The organism is Paenibacillus sp. Paensp111, from assembly GCF_059492195.1.
Window position 1 is genome coordinate 3648381 of record NZ_CP168527.1, and the last position, 15036, is coordinate 3663416.

A 15036-nucleotide genomic window follows, 5' to 3' on the forward strand; every position below is an offset into this window, starting at 1 on the left:
GTGTGCGTCATTTAGTTACCCGCTAAATGCTGATAGACCGAGTATAGTTGTCCAAGCTGAATGCTTACTGAGGGGAAGCTGAGTGAACGTTGAAAGTGGCGAAGGGGCTGAGGCATCAATAATTCTATTGAGCACAAAAAAACAAGGCTGCTTTGAATTTAACTTCAAAACAGCCTTGTATAGGATTACTTCTGCTTGCTCATATGAGCCTGCAATTTAAGAAGAACGGTTACAGCCTCTGCTCTTGTTGTTCGATCAGCCGGAGCGAATTCATTGAGGCCTTTGCCTTGAATAAGGTTAAGCTGTTTCAGTGACGCCACTGCGCCTTTCGCCCAAGCGGGAATGTCCTTGTCATCCGCGAACCCCGTGGATGAGACAGCTTCGCCAGATAGACCTAATACTTTCGCGACCATCGCGGCCATTTCCGGACGTGTAATTACGGCATCCGCACGGAATGTGCCATCCTCATAGCCGCTCACAATACCTGCCTGCACTGCTTGCGCGACTGCTTGCTGTGCCCAGACGCTGATCTTTCCGGCATCCGTGAACGTCAGCGGCACACCTTCTCCTTGCGGCTTCAACATATTCATCAGCATAACTGCAAATTCCGCACGCGTCACGGCTTGATTCGGCTTAAAGGTCCCATCCTGGTAACCACGTACAATTCCGCTGTCTACCGCTTGCTGGATATTGGTTTCAGCCCAGTGACCCGAGATATCTCTTAGCTTGACCGTCCCTGATGTTTGAGTTACAGCCAATACCGCAAATTTTGTAAAATGATTGACCTCTACGGTAATCTGATTACCGTCTACCTTGCCGCCAACTTCTACCCATTTCTTCTGGGACTCATCATAATAAAACACAGACGGCTTTGCTCCATTCAAGCTTGCCGGATTGAACGAGAAGCTTAAAGTTACCGGCTTGCTGAAATTCTCCGGGAAGTTCTTCATGAGCTCATAGACCGGAGTAGCCAGAACCTCGCTACCCTTCAGCAGGGCCGCTGTGTTCCATACTTTCTCGATCGTTAACTTCAATTCTTTGTCAGCAGCGCCTGCCGGAACAGCGACAGAGATCGCATTGTCCAAACTGACCAATCCGCTCTTCCCAGCAGGGAGGGTTAGCTTGCCATCGGTGGAGACGACTGGCGCGCTGTCGCTTGGCGCTGTCACGGGTGATGAACTTCCCCCGCTGCTTTCAGGTGCTCGCGTTACTGTAATCGTGTAGGTCTTCGTTGTACCATCTTGTGCCGTCACAACGATGGAAATCACGTTATTGCCCACATTCAAGTTGATGGCTTGGCTTGCATGACCACTGGCAACCATGGCTCCATTCACAGTCGTTGTAGCGTGGCTGTCTGCAGTGCTCGGCGTTACCTTAATGCTGGACACTTGGTAAGCCGCTGCAGCGCTATAAGAGGTTCCCCCCGGTGTGAACACGGGAGTCAGCGTGCAGCCCTGATCCAATGCCAAGTCTGACAGATTGGCATTGGTAGAATGCCACTGGGCATAAAGTGTAATATTACTCATGCCTACCGGGAATGTTGCGTCCGGATTATAACGGGTTCCGATGCCATCCGCCGTCGTACTCCAGCCGGCGAACGTGTAACCTGGCTTGATCAAATTCCCGGTGTTGCCGGCCACAGTAACCGATGCTCCTTCTTCATAACTATTACTGTCTGTCGGTACACTGCCACTGGTCGCCCCATTTCCATCATAGGTTATGGAGTAGACCGATTTGGTAGTAATAGACTGCATGGTATAAGCGGTTTTATTCCCGTCTGTATCCTTGACGATTACATTGAAGTAATAGGTAGTTCCCGGTTCAAGTCCTGCCACCTGGTATGTGCCAATATCCGCCGTAGAGCCTCCGAGTTCAGTTCCGTTCAATTCTATATTGCTCACTGTATCTATGTTGGGGCTGGCTGAGCGATACACCTGATACTGCAGGCTGCTGCTCAGGCTAAGGTTATCGGTTGCTTTTACCCAGTTCAAAGTCACGCCGTGGGTGGTTAAAGAGTCAGCATTAATCGTTCCGCTGCTAAGCGTAGGACCTGTAAGATCCTTATCCCGAGTTATATTGACTATGTACTGCTTGGGATTCGTGCTGATGCTGGAGAGTGTATCAATCTTTACCACATTACTGCCCACATCCAAAGGGATTGCCGCACTGTCCGTACCGCTTCCTGTCGTCACCCCTTTCACCTGCATGGAGCCTGCCCCATCGTTCAGCTTGGCCTTTATTGTCAAAGAGGACGTAGTATAGGGCACGTGGACTTCATAGGAATAGGTATCCTTGTCAAAGGCAGGTGACAGCGTACCCGCCGAAGGTGCCAAATGCCTCAGATCTGAATCCGAGGGTAGCGGAGAATGGACATGCAAGTTAATGATCCGGGATGCTGAACCATCAGGCGAAGTAATTCGAATTTCTACCAGGTTGGTTGTTCCCTGATTAATGAGGAAGTAACCAGAAGAAGTCCAGTCCCCAATATTAATCCAACCACCTCCATTAACCTGATAGGCCCTGGTTTGATTCGGATCCTGAGACATCACTGCGAGATAGTACATATTGGAAGCACTCGAATCCATGTACACATTATAGTCATTAGTCTCATTTGAAAACTCGGGAGAGTGCTCCGTTCCCGTTGGAAAATTTAAAGCCAAGATATTCACGTTGTTATTCACAGCTTCCGCATTAGCTACTCTCCCTAAAGAGACGGGCAATAGCAGACATACCGCAATAAGAATCAAGCCTACTTTTTTCAACATTTGATTTCAACTCCAGGAAAGCAGAATAGGATACTATTATTATTTCAATAACAAATGTATCACAAATGTTGATATTGTCGGATAATTATATGACAAAAATTTTCCTCAGCGAAAAATCGTAGATTCCAGAACCCCCATCGCTTCCGAAATCTTGACAAGCTCTGTATCGGACACCTGCTCGATCCTTTGCATAAATATCTTCCTCATATGCTCATAGGCCGCCGAAATCCGTTCCTCTCCTAATGAGGATAACCTGATATACTGCTTTCTTCGATCTTCGGCATCCTCAGTTCCTTCGCAAAGCCCTTTTAACCGCAGCTTTCGGATTTCCCGGCTCATATTGGGCATGGAGATGCCTTTGCACTCGCTGAGCTCACTTATAGTGATGGGCTGCTTCACAGACAAGAGCTCCAGAATTTCGTACTGTAGCGGGGTAATGTCGTCCATCGGTATATCCTTCGTGAAATCGTAGTGCAGTTGATGGGTTGAGGCAATAAGAGAAGCCAACTGCTGAAACAATACTTCTTTGCTCACCATAAGACCCGTCCTCCTTTGGCAGGTATATATCCTCTTAATTATTATCAAAATACAATTATCATTTGACAAGTATTTTCGGTCTGTGCTAACTTATTATCAAATGATAACAAAGTAGGTGCGATATGAAAATCCTGATTATCTACACTCACCCGAACCATCAAAGCTTATCCTATTCTTTTCTCCAGTCCGCAATTCAAGGCTTGGGCAACAACCCGAACAAACACGACATTGAAGTAGTGGATTTATACGCCGAGGCATTCGATCCGCTTCTCGTGTTCAATGAACACAAACGGAGAAGAGATATGCATCTCGATCCCAACCTGGAGAAATACCGCAACCAGCTGCTTTGGGCCGAGAAAATCGTGTTCATCTACCCGATCTGGTGGGGGCGCCCTCCTGCTATGCTGCTTGGCTATATTGACCAAATGTTTGCTTCAAATTTTGCTTATCGCGACAAGGGAGGTCTTCTCCCGGAAGGATTACTTAAAGGTAAATCTGTCGTCTGTATCTCGGCCATGAAGGGACCCGCCCTTTATCCGCTATTCTGGCTTAATAATGCCCACAAAACTCTGATGAGAAAAGCGTTATTCCGCTTTGTCGGAATTAAGAAAGTCAAATTCTTTGAGTTTGGAGGCATGGAGAAGACTGGTGGTAAGCAGGCGAAAAAGCTCGAGCAAGTTCATCGGTATTTCCAGACTATCACACAATGAAATGGAGAGTAAATGCGCAGTGACAACCGGAAATAAGCTATTCTCACAAGGAAGAATCGCTGTCTTTCTATTTTCTCTGGCCATACTTGCTATGCTCGTCATAAACTTGTTACCCCTACCGAATTCTGTGTCTTATATTCAAAGGGTATCCCATTCCGGGGCCTCTCTCCCCGATACGTTATTCTATTATAACAGTCATCGGCTGTATGGAGTCCTTGACTCCCTTGGAGCCTCAGGCAGGGCTGCTTACCGGACCTTCTTACTAACCTTAGATACCGGATTCCCCCTCCTCTACTCCAGTGCTTTAGCACTGAGTATCCGGGTGCTCCTCCGCCTCGCTGCACCCAAGTTAGCCCGCGCGTCCATTCTTTATCTGCTCCCCCTACTTGCCGGGCTTTTGGATTACATGGAGAACGTCTCCATGCTGCTAGTATTGTCCAACTACCCAGGACGCTTAGACACTATAGCCGCAATCGCAGGCTGCTTAACATCAGGGAAATGGTCCCTGTCCTTCATCTCGTTAACGATTCTAGCCATAGCCGCCGTTATGGCGTTATGGAGAAGGCGGGGTCAACTATTTAATTACTAATTTAATGTACCCAACACAAACATGGCTCTCCGGTTTATACGGAGAGCCATGTTGTACTTTCATTAACTTATGCGGGGTTACAGGAACCCGATATATTGCAGCAGCCTTCTAATCAAAGTGACTGCTTCCGCTCTGGAAGCATCCGCCCGTGGATGAAATTCACCATTTGGGTAGCCCTGCATCAAATGGGCATTTACCAACCCAGCAGCTGCAGTGGTGAACGAATCCATAATCTGATCCGCATCCTTAAAGCGTCCCAGACCGGATAAACTTGTATCCAGGTTAATCTCTGGGAATTGCCCCTTAATCACTCTAAATATCATGGCGGTCATTTCTTCCCGGCTTATACTCTGGTTCGGTTTGAAAATCCCTTTCCCATATCCCTCTATAATACCGGATAGAGCCGCCGACTGAATCTCTTCATAATACCATTCGCCTGAGGACACATCCTGAAATTGCTGCTCCGGCGAAGCCTCATCCACCAGACCAAAGATACGTACCAGCAAAGCTGCAAATTCCGCTCTCGTTACAGACTTATCCGGACTGAATATATTCTCATCCTCACCAATCACGATTAACTTCGATGCCATGTTTTCAATATCGCTTTTGCCCCAACTGGTGCGGATGTCATCAAAAGTTTTCGTGTACTGAATCACGCCGGAAATGCTGTTATTGCGCGATATGAACAAGTGGTAGGAGTCCGATCCCGGTGCTGTCATACGCCATGGCGCATAACTCAAATGACCTTTTAAAGTTAATACTGCCCCGGTCGTTTGAACGAACTGTCCCTTTACTGCGGGTGAAGCCAGTCTCAGGACTCCTTTTCCAGTCTCAAAACGGTATAGGATACGTTTCTGCTGTACGTCCGTATAAATGGAGAACTGTGTAAACGGTTGAGTCACGGTGAAGTCTTTTGCCTGCCGTTCGGAAGATATCGCCTTGTTCTCTTGATCATTTGTAGTCCGGATGTGATACGTCAAATTATTCGCAGAATCGGCTCCAAGTCTACGATTAATCTGGGAATCGGAAACAATACCCCATGGGATTTGGTAGCGCTGATCTGTCATCTTGATCTCGAAGTTTATTCTCTGCTGTATACTGTAATGCCGTACTATGGACCAGGGAATTTGGATATTGTACTCGTCTGCTTTCACAACGATATCAAATATAATTTGATCATATCCTTCCTCTCTTAGAACCTTATCAAGTTGATCGTCCAGCACATTCGTCCCCAAAGTAACTTCAACCGCCCGGCGGGACTGGTTGAGACATCCATCAATGATAATGCGATTGGCATCCCTGTATACTTTGCAGTTCGCATTAGCTGGACTCTGCGGGTTATCGGCCGGCAATGTAGGCCCTGGAAGTCCAATTGGCGGTGCTGACGGAGTACCGGTTGGACTTGCTGTATCCAAGGTTCTTACCTGATAAATCGGACTAGGCAACGACCAATTCCCTACCGCGTCCCCTGCCCGGACTCTCATGCTGTAGATTGTCGACGGCGACAGGCCGCTTACGTTCATGCTCGTTCCGCTTACCTTACCAAGCGATACGCCGTCTCGGTATACCTCATACTGCGTTACTCCAACGTTGTCCGTCGATGCGTCCCAACTTAAGATGAATCCACTGTCGGTGATGCTCGAAGCATGCAGACCGCTCGGGATGCTCGGGCCGCTTGAGTCGCTAGTTGGGACCTGCGTGCCTGGATCGGACGGAGTGCTCGGAATGCTCGGGACGGGCGGATCGCTTGGGATGACCGGAGTGCTTGGAGTGCTTGGGCCAGACGGATCGCTTGGAGCGACCGGGTCGGACGCATTCGCCGGGTCAGGACTTGACGCGGCATCTGCTGCTGTCACCGGATAACCGCTGCTCTGTAACGACCAATTTCCTGCCGAATCCCCCGCTCGCACTGTCATGCTGTAGATTGTAGACGGCGACAGGCCGCTTACGCTCATGCTCGTTCCGCTGACCGTTCCGAGCGATACTCCATCTCGGAACACCTCGTACTGCGTCACTCCGATGTTGTCCGTAGAGGCATCCCAACTTAGGACGAATCCGGTGTCTGTGATGTTCATTGCATTCAGACCGGACGGAATGCTTGGGGAGCTTGAGTCACCCGGAGTGCTTGGAGTGCTTGGGCCAGACGGATCGCTTGCGACGACAGGGTCGGACGGATTCGCCGGGTCAGGACTTGATGTGGCATCTGCTGTTGTCACCAGATAACCGCTGCTCTGTAATGACCAATTTCCCGCCGCATCCCCCGCTCGCACTGTCATGCTGTAGATTGTAGACGGCGACAGGCCGCTTACGCTCATGCTCGTTCCACTTACCGTTCCAAGCGATACGCCGTCTCGGAATACCTCGTACTGCGTCACTCCGACGTTGTCCGTAGATGCGTCCCAACTTAGGACGAATCCGCTGTCGGTGATGTCCGTTGCATTCAGTCCGGACGGAACACTTGGGGCGCTTGAGTCACCCGGAGTGCTTGGAGTGCTTGGGCCAGACGGATCGCTTGGGACGACAGGGTCGGTCGGATTCGCCGGGTCAGGATTTGACGCGGCATCTACTGTTGTCACCGGATAACCGCTGCTCTGTAATGACCAATTTCCCGCCGCATCCCCCGCTCGCACTGTCATGCTGTAGATTGTAGACGGCGACAGGCCGCTTACGCTCATGCTCGTTCCACTTACCGTTCCAAGCGATACGCCGTCTCGGAATACCTCGTACTGCGTCACTCCGACGTTGTCCGTAGATGCGTCCCAACTTAGGACGAATCCGCTGTCGGTGATGTCCGTTGCATTCAGTCCGGACGGAACACTTGGGGCGCTTGAGTCACCCGGAGTGCTTGGAGTGCTTGGGCCAGACGGATCGCTTGGGACGACAGGGTCGGTCGGATTCGCCGGGTCAGGATTTAATGACGCGGCATCTACTGTTGTCACCGGATAACCGCTGCTCTGTAATGACCAATTTCCCGCCGCATCCCCCGCTCGCACTGTCATGCTGTAGATTGTAGACGGCGACAGGCCGCTTACGCTCATGCTCGTTCCACTTACCGTTCCAAGCGATACGCCGTTTCGGAATACCTCGTACTGCGTCACTCCGATGTTGTCCGTGGATGCGTCCCAGTTCAAGGTAAATCCGCTGTCGGTAATGCCGGTTGCATTCAACCCCGTGGGTACACTTGGCGATGTGCTATCTGCCAGCGTCTTCACAGTCACCGCACTGCTCTCAGCCGACCAGTTCCCTGCGGCATCTACCGCCCTCACCGTAATATTATAGCTGGTCGATGGCTCCAGACCGCTTACGTTCATGCTCGTTCCACTTACCGTCCCAAGCGATACGCCATCTCGGAATACCTCGTACTGCGTCACTCCGACGTTGTCCGTCGCTGCGTCCCAACTTAGGACGAAACCGCTGTCGGTAATGTCCGACGCATTCAACCCCGTGGGTACACTTGGCGATGTGCTATCTGCCAGCGTCTTCACAATCACCGCACTGCTCTCAGCCGACCAGTTCCCTGCAGCATCTACCGCCCTCACCGTCATACTGTAGCTGGTCGACGGCGATAGTCCGCTTACGTTCATGCTCGTTCCACTTACCGTTCCGAGCGATACGCCGTCTCGGATTACCTCGTACTGCGTCACTCCGACGTTGTCCGTCGCTGCGTCCCAGTTCAAGGTAAATCCACTGTCCGTAATGCCCGACGCATTCAACCCCGTGGGTACACTTGGCGATGTGCTATCTGCCAGTGTCTTCACAATCACCGCACTGCTCTCAGCCGACCAGTTCCCTGCGGCATCCACCGCCCTCACCGTCACGCTGTAGCTGGTCGACGGCGATAGTCCGCTTACGTTCATGCTCGTTCCGCTGACTGTTCCAAGCGATACGCCGTCTCGAAATACCTCGTACTGCGTCACTCCGACGTTGTCCGTCGCTGCGTCCCAACTCAGGACGAATCCACTGTCGGTAATGCCCGTTGCATCTAACCCCGTGGGTACACTTGGCGATGTGCTATCTGCCAGCGTCTTCACAGTCACCGCACTGCTCTCAGCCGACCAGTTCCCCGCGGCATCTCCGGCTCGCACCGTCACGCTGTAGCTGGTCGACGGCGACAGACCCGATATATTCATACTCGTCCCCGCTACCGTTCCGAGTGACACTCCATCTCGAAATACCTCATACCGCGTCACCCCGACATTGTCCGTGGATGCATCCCAGTTCAAGATAAATCCACTGTCGGTAATGCCCGACGCAATCAACCCCGTGGGTACACTTGGCGATGTGCTATCTGCCAGCGTCTTCACAGTCACCGCACTGCTCTCAGCCGACCAGTTCCCTGCGGCATCTACCGCCCTCACCGTCATGCTGTAGCTGGTCGACGGCGATAGACCACTTACGTTCATGCTCGTTCCGCTTACCGTTCCAAGCGATACTCCATCTCGGAATACTTCGTACTGCGTCACTCCGACGTTGTCCGTAGAGGCGTTCCAGTTCAGCTTGAAGCTGCTTACCGTAAGGTTAGAAGCACTCACCCCCGAAGGCACAGACGGACGTGTTATGTCGCTTGTCGTTGTTACGTCTACTTGATTGGAATTTCCCGAATTGCTGCCGCCAGTTACAACCAATCGGAAATGGTAGGCCGTGCTCGGTGTCAAGCCGGTGACAGTCGCACTAACCGCATTACTGGCAATTGCCCCTGTATTAGCAGGTGCCCAGTTCACACCATCACTCGACTGCTCAATCATAATGTTTGTAGCCCCGCTAACCGCAGGCCAAGTGAATCCTATACTTGTATCCTGAATCGTATTTGCAGCAAAACTGCTCACTGGTACCGAACTAGACGTAGTAACAGTCTGAATGGAAGACGATCCCGCATTGGTTCCCCCAGTAACAACTAATCGGAATTTATAGGTGGTGGCAGGAGTGAGCCCCGTAACCTTGGCCGCAGTGGAAGATCCCGTTATCGACGAAGCTGTGGTCGAATTGGTCCAGGTCGATCCTCCATCTGTAGATTGTTGTATCTTCACGGAAGCTGCATCCGGGCTGCTGTTAAAAGAAAAACTTGCCGTATTCCCTGTAACTGCTGTGTTCTTGAAATTATAGTCTACTTGCGCCAAAGGCGCCGAGTTGGAAGTCAGGTCGAATTCACTAAAATCTGAAACATTCCTTTTGTATCCATCCACGAATGCATCGGAGGGATAGGCTGCCCACATTCTTTCATTCATACTTGTCTCCTCTAACATAAAGGAAGCAAACTGAATCGTTTTGGGATTCCCAATATTCGCTAATGGGATCTTATATTTTACCATCTCATTATTGAAACCACGGTAAGTGGTCATATTCCACCCTGCATCTACCCACGAAGAGCCATTATACATCTGGACATTGGTGTAGGACTCATCTACCTTCCAGCGAAGATGATATTTTGCCTTAAAAGGAAGCGTAGGTTGCTGAGAGTTATACATAGCCCCCGTAGAGGTACCCCCAGAGCCGCCAATGTACATTTGAACCCATTTGTTGCTCTGATTGGTGTAAGTGGTATTGTCTTTATTTACCTCAGCACCATAATAAGCTACGTATAAATAAGAACTATCCCAGGTTATATACGTGTAATAATTAGAAGTCGATGTTGTAAATATCTCATCACCATTAAAATTCGTTCCATTATCCATTGGAATGGTGTGCGTATATGCAGCCGAAGCCGAATTGACATAGGACAACATTAGGACAAGAATCAGCAGCATAGAAGTTATTCGTTTGGAGTATTTCGCGTTCAGCTTCATCTTTCTCCTCTCTTAATTTTCGAATCGCCTTTGTTCGACTGTATTCGACAAATTTTCGACATTCCCTCCCCTATTTAGTTATTTTACTAACTATTATTTTTTACGGCTTTTTCTCTGATAATAATTAGTATTCTTAGGCAATCCATTCTATTAAAAATTACCTATCTCCCAGCACGCCATATAAAAAAGGAGATGCTCGCTTTAAAAGCAAGACATCTCTTTTGAGTTGAACCTAGTATTAATTATTGAGCAACAGAGTAGTTGAAGTCCTTGGAATTATTGCTGTCCCAAGTACCTGCATTATTCTTGAATGCCATGTTGAGTACATTGGAGCCGGAAGGAAGTGTGATCACACCGGTCCAGGTCCCATTCGATTGTTTGGTCATGGTCACATCTGCTGGAGATACCCAACCATTGGTTCCCCAATGAAGTGTCAGCGATGTTGCACCCGCTGCTAAGCTTCCGTTATACGTAATCGTTGTCTGCTTGCCTGCTACCGGGGCTGGATTTGCCAGAACAGGATTGCTTGTGGACCATACGTTCAGATTCCAATCCTTGCTTCCGTTGTTATCCCAACTGGTTCCATTTGTAAAATCAAAGTTCAGCACAGTTGCCGATGTTGGAATTGTGATCGTTGCCGCCCAGAAACCATCAGATCTTTTGGTCATGGCCACGTCGGTTGTACCTGTCCAACCATTGGTTCCCCAATGCAGCTTGACTTGTGAAGCGCTTGCAAGAGACCCGCCGTAGTAGACGGTAAAGCTCTTGCCTTGCACTAAAGTGCTGCTGTCATAATCGACCTTGTAGCCCGCATGAGGAGCATAGGCTGTGGTTCCCGTAGTTCCCGTATTGTCTGTGGTTCCGGTATTGCCAGTGCTTCCCGTACTTCCTGTTGTCCCACTGCTGGCGGTTACAGGAATACTCCAGTTAGCGGAGTTATTGTTATCCCAAGCCGAGCCGTTAGTGAAGACTACGTTCAGTGCGCTCTTAGCCGCTGAAGGGGTCGTGATTGTTGCTTTCCAGATGTTATTACCAGAAGAGGTCATTACCGTATCCGTAGTTCCATTCCAGCCATCATATCCCCAGTGAAGCTTCATGCTGGAAGATCCCTGCAAAGAGCGACCAGTTGCATTATAGGTTATTGTTACAGTCTGACCTGCTACTGCAGTGGAAGGATCGCTGCTGACAACCGCTGTAGGCGTAGGTGTCGGTGTAGGAGTCGGTGTTGTAGTTGTATCATTATACAGCACAATGATAGAGTTCGCCGGAATATTGCCGCTGATCGTTCCGTTCGAAACGGACAAAGTCGCTGAGGCGCTGCCATGGTTGCTGTAAGTACCATTTGCCAAATTAGTTGGCGAATTGATATAAGTGCTATTTCCATAGTTAACGATTACGGTTCCTACTGTACCACGGTCGATCAGCATAGTAGAGTTGTTATTTGTCCAGCGTAAATATTCATTTTGACCGGCCATTGCATTATGGAACTGGTTAATGGCTACGACATCTGTATCATGCCACTGCCCATCCCCTGCAGAACCGATGCTGCCGACAGGTCTGTTGAAGAATAGCGGAGTCGCGCCAGCTCTGGATGCAACTATTGCCCAGCCTGCTTTTCTTTGCCAGTCAGTCAAGTTCTTGCTGGTCCCGTCTTCGTAAGTATCATGTGTTTCAACAAAATTAACTGCTTTAGCCGGATCTAAGCCGCCCATTCCGCTCGCAGAAGATAAATTGCCGGAGCTAAGAGCATTTCTAACCGATCCGCCAAAATTGCTAGCGGTTACATTCATGAACGAGGCATAAGCGTTAACATTATCCGCCGTTCCATCCTGCAGAATTTCTCCATATACGAACAGGTTCGAGCGATTATGGACGTTACCAAGTACATTAGTCCAATAGTTCCCGGCCCAAGATTGGTTAGCATCTAGCCCTGTGTTTGTTTCAATATGTTTGGCTGCATCAAAACGGAATCCACCAGCACCTGCATCCGCAAGCTGGTTCAGGAACGTAAGCGCTTTACCTTGAACGGCAGAGCTTTGGGTATTTAAGTCAGGCATCCCTATTCCTTTTTGTGTGATCTCCCAGCGGTTACTCCAGTTAGCAGCCTGCCCCAAATTGTGATATAGGCTTGGATCTTTGAAGCTCGCATCAACCGTGGAATCCAGCTGATCCGCGTTACCGTTATTAGCCATATGATTCATTACAACATCGACAATGATTTTAATGCCGTAGTTATTGGCCTCACTGCATAGGGCCTGGAAATCGGCCAAGCTTCCGAGCTGCGCATTACCAACCGATTCATTCGTTGGCTGGTATAACAACCACCACTGAGCAGGATCTGTACTGGAACTCTTGGTTCCTTGAACAGGGGACACTTGAATGGATTTATACCCCGCTGACGCAATTTGCGATAGATTGGCACGTATCGTATTGAAGGACCAGTCGAATGCATGTAGCATAACGCCATCTTTTGCGTTCGCCGGCAGTGCTGGAGCAGCATACGCTTTCTCGACCGAGAAGACCTTTGTAAACACACTAGCCGGAGTAAATGCCGATGCAGCTAACATCGCTCCTGCCAAACCAACAGACACCATTCCTTTAATCCACTTTGACCGCAATCCTATCTACCTCCTCAAAATGTAAGCGCTTATATGGATTATGTGACATAGTTCAAACGTTTGCAACGCACTAGATAAGGATGAAATTACATATATATTCACCAATAGGATATTTATGGATTATTTTTAACTAAAATTTTACATATTTCATCAAAAATAAGTCTTTAGTCCTATTAAAAAATCCATTCAAACGTTTGCAGATTATCCAGTAAAACATGAAAACGCCAAGGAGACCGAACCTCCTTGACGTTGATTCAACTACACGACCTCAATCTTTAGATAAGCTTAATTCATTTCATTATAGCGTTCGATTGCCTTACTTAGCTTATAATTGAAATTCTCAGGTGTGCCGTCCGTCGTGTTCAGGAACTGACCGTTCAGGTCAGAATCAGATACGGCTTCTTTCTTATTGATGCGTTCAATGATTTTCGAAGCAGCTGCTTTTGCCTCAGTGGCTGAATCCACATAGTTCTGGATACCGAAGCTGTTTATGCCTTCTTTTTGTATTCTTTTCTTGTCCTTTGTGATGGTGATCAGCTCATTCATATCTGCAGTCATGATGTCGTATTTGGCTTTAAACTTCTTCATATCCAGCTTCAGCACATTGCCTGCAGTGATTCCCTGCTCGTCCATTTCAATGGCCACAGCCTCGGCATCGATCAGAAACTTTAGGGCATTATACCTGATTTGCTGGTCTGCATCCTTAAGCTTTTGCAGTTCAGCCAGACGCTGCTCATTAGCCAACTTCTGCAAAGCAGTATAGTATCGCTTGGCGACAGTCTCATACGCGAGATTGGCACTTACCAGTCTGGTATGCAGCTGCTTACCTTTTGCAAAATTATCATCTACGTAGCCTTTTGAATCATAGTAAGCCTTCTGATCATCCAGGACGGACAACAGATCTTTGATGACAGGAGTCAGCTTGATCACTACAGGGTCCACATCTGCAAAAGCGGGTTGGCTTGCAGTATAGCTGTTCGCTTTATCAATAACCTCCCGTTCACTATCTGCAATCCCCAGCATGATAAAGCTGAGGTTTTTCTCCATTACAGGCTGTTTATCCACTCCGAATTTCTCGAAGTAATGAACCAAGACCTCATTAATTCGGCCTGTCATCAGGTTATTCAGCCCTACATACGCATTGTACTTCTCGATTTTTTTGCTCTCTCCTGGCGTAATGCTTGCAGCTGCTTGATCCGCAGCGGGTGTGCTGGCTGAACAAGCGGACAACATTGTACCTAACATGATAATGGCCATGATCCATGATAACTTTTTCAAAATAGGGATTCCTCCGACTGAGTAATTTATCGTGCCACCTGTCTATTCTATGTATCTGCAGATCTGAGACTCCTATTTCTGTTTTTGATACGCTGTAAGAGTCAGCCTGATCTGCTGAATCACGAACTGAACGTGCTTGTTGTCCCGGGTTAACCGGCTGGCCATAACCCCGCCTTCCAACGAAGAAACCACGAATGACGCAACGGCCTCCGTATGGAGGTCTGATGACAGTTCACCTGTCAAAATCCCCTTATCCAATATGCTTTGAATAAAAGCTACGAACTGACCATGGGCAAGGACCGCCTTCTCTCTGAGGGGAAGATATCCGTCATCTGCCTCTACCGCCGTATTGAATAAAGGGCAGCCACCCTCAATTGGAGAATGGTTGACCGGATCTTCGTACACCTTGCATACCGCTATGATCTTATCAATCCCTGTCACGGCCGCTTCTGAAGCCTTCAAAAAATTCTCCATCGAAATTCGCATGGCATAATCGAACGCTTCGAGCGCAATTTCGTCTTTCCCGGAAAACGTCCGATAGACACCGCCTTTAGTCAATCCCGTGACTTGTATAATGTCTTGTATTGAAGAGCCTGCATACCCTTTTTGATTAAACAGTTCGGCAGACTTTTCAATAATATGCTGGCGTGTCTTCTCACCCTTCCTCCGCATTAACGGCAACCCCCTAGTTACGATAAAATATCTTTTTTCATTTTAACATTCCTATAGCTTATTTGAGAAACCTTTGGTAATATA

8 protein-coding genes are annotated in these 15036 nt (G+C 48.7%); 2 read left to right on the top strand and 6 right to left on the bottom strand.

Annotated elements, in window-relative coordinates:
- Positions 1-185: 185 nt before the first annotated feature.
- Both ACEN86_RS17220 and ACEN86_RS17225 read right to left on the bottom strand, forming a co-directional pair.
- The gene (locus tag ACEN86_RS17220; RefSeq protein ID WP_495631764.1) at positions 186-2765 is read right to left on the bottom strand and encodes a cadherin-like beta sandwich domain-containing protein; all 2580 of its coding nucleotides are present in this window, start codon (positions 2763-2765) and stop codon (positions 186-188) included.
- A 105-nt stretch (positions 2766-2870) separates the two neighbouring features.
- The gene (locus ACEN86_RS17225; RefSeq protein WP_495631765.1) at positions 2871-3302 is read right to left on the bottom strand and encodes a MarR family transcriptional regulator; all 432 of its coding nucleotides are present in this window, start codon (positions 3300-3302) and stop codon (positions 2871-2873) included.
- A 122-nt stretch (positions 3303-3424) separates the two neighbouring features.
- On the opposite strand from ACEN86_RS17225, the gene ACEN86_RS17230 reads away from it, so the two are divergent.
- Positions 3425-4012 carry an NAD(P)H-dependent oxidoreductase gene (locus ACEN86_RS17230; RefSeq protein ID WP_495631766.1) on the top strand — a complete coding sequence of 196 codons (588 nt, stop codon included), beginning with the start codon at positions 3425-3427 and terminating at the stop codon, positions 4010-4012.
- Between the two features lie 421 nt (positions 4013-4433).
- Positions 4434-4601: a hypothetical protein gene (locus ACEN86_RS17235; RefSeq protein ID WP_495631767.1), complete on the top strand. Its 168-nt coding sequence runs from the start codon at positions 4434-4436 to the stop codon at positions 4599-4601.
- Positions 4602-4678: 77 nt separating this feature from the next.
- Here the strand turns inward: ACEN86_RS17235 and ACEN86_RS17240 are convergent, their stop codons facing one another.
- The 4 genes from ACEN86_RS17240 to ACEN86_RS17255 form a co-directional block, all read right to left on the bottom strand.
- The gene (locus ACEN86_RS17240) at positions 4679-10384 is read right to left on the bottom strand and encodes a fibronectin type III domain-containing protein (protein ID WP_495631768.1); all 5706 of its coding nucleotides are present in this window, start codon (positions 10382-10384) and stop codon (positions 4679-4681) included.
- A gap of 242 nt (positions 10385-10626) precedes the next feature.
- Positions 10627-13002, bottom strand: coding sequence for a carbohydrate-binding protein (locus ACEN86_RS17245; RefSeq protein ID WP_495631769.1), 2376 nt, complete (start codon positions 13000-13002; stop codon positions 10627-10629).
- Between the two features lie 285 nt (positions 13003-13287).
- Positions 13288-14280, bottom strand: coding sequence for a YiiG family protein (locus ACEN86_RS17250; protein ID WP_495631770.1), 993 nt, complete (start codon positions 14278-14280; stop codon positions 13288-13290).
- 72 nt (positions 14281-14352) lie between these two features.
- The gene (locus ACEN86_RS17255; RefSeq protein WP_495631771.1) at positions 14353-14952 is read right to left on the bottom strand and encodes a TetR/AcrR family transcriptional regulator; all 600 of its coding nucleotides are present in this window, start codon (positions 14950-14952) and stop codon (positions 14353-14355) included.
- Positions 14953-15036: the final 84 nt, after the last annotated feature.

Bases quoted from the DNA above. Each gene is read 5' to 3' on its own strand.
- ACEN86_RS17220 (WP_495631764.1), bottom strand. From the start codon at position 2,765: ATGTTGAAAAAAGTAGGCTTGATTCTTATTGCGGTATGTCTGCTATTG.
- ACEN86_RS17235 (WP_495631767.1), top strand. From the start codon at position 4,434: ATGCTGCTAGTATTGTCCAACTACCCAGGACGCTTAGACACTATAGCC.
- ACEN86_RS17255 (WP_495631771.1), bottom strand. From the start codon at position 14,952: ATGCGGAGGAAGGGTGAGAAGACACGCCAGCATATTATTGAAAAGTCT.
- ACEN86_RS17240 (WP_495631768.1), bottom strand. From the start codon at position 10,384: ATGAAGCTGAACGCGAAATACTCCAAACGAATAACTTCTATGCTGCTG.
- ACEN86_RS17225 (WP_495631765.1), bottom strand. From the start codon at position 3,302: ATGGTGAGCAAAGAAGTATTGTTTCAGCAGTTGGCTTCTCTTATTGCC.
- ACEN86_RS17230 (WP_495631766.1), top strand. From the start codon at position 3,425: ATGAAAATCCTGATTATCTACACTCACCCGAACCATCAAAGCTTATCC.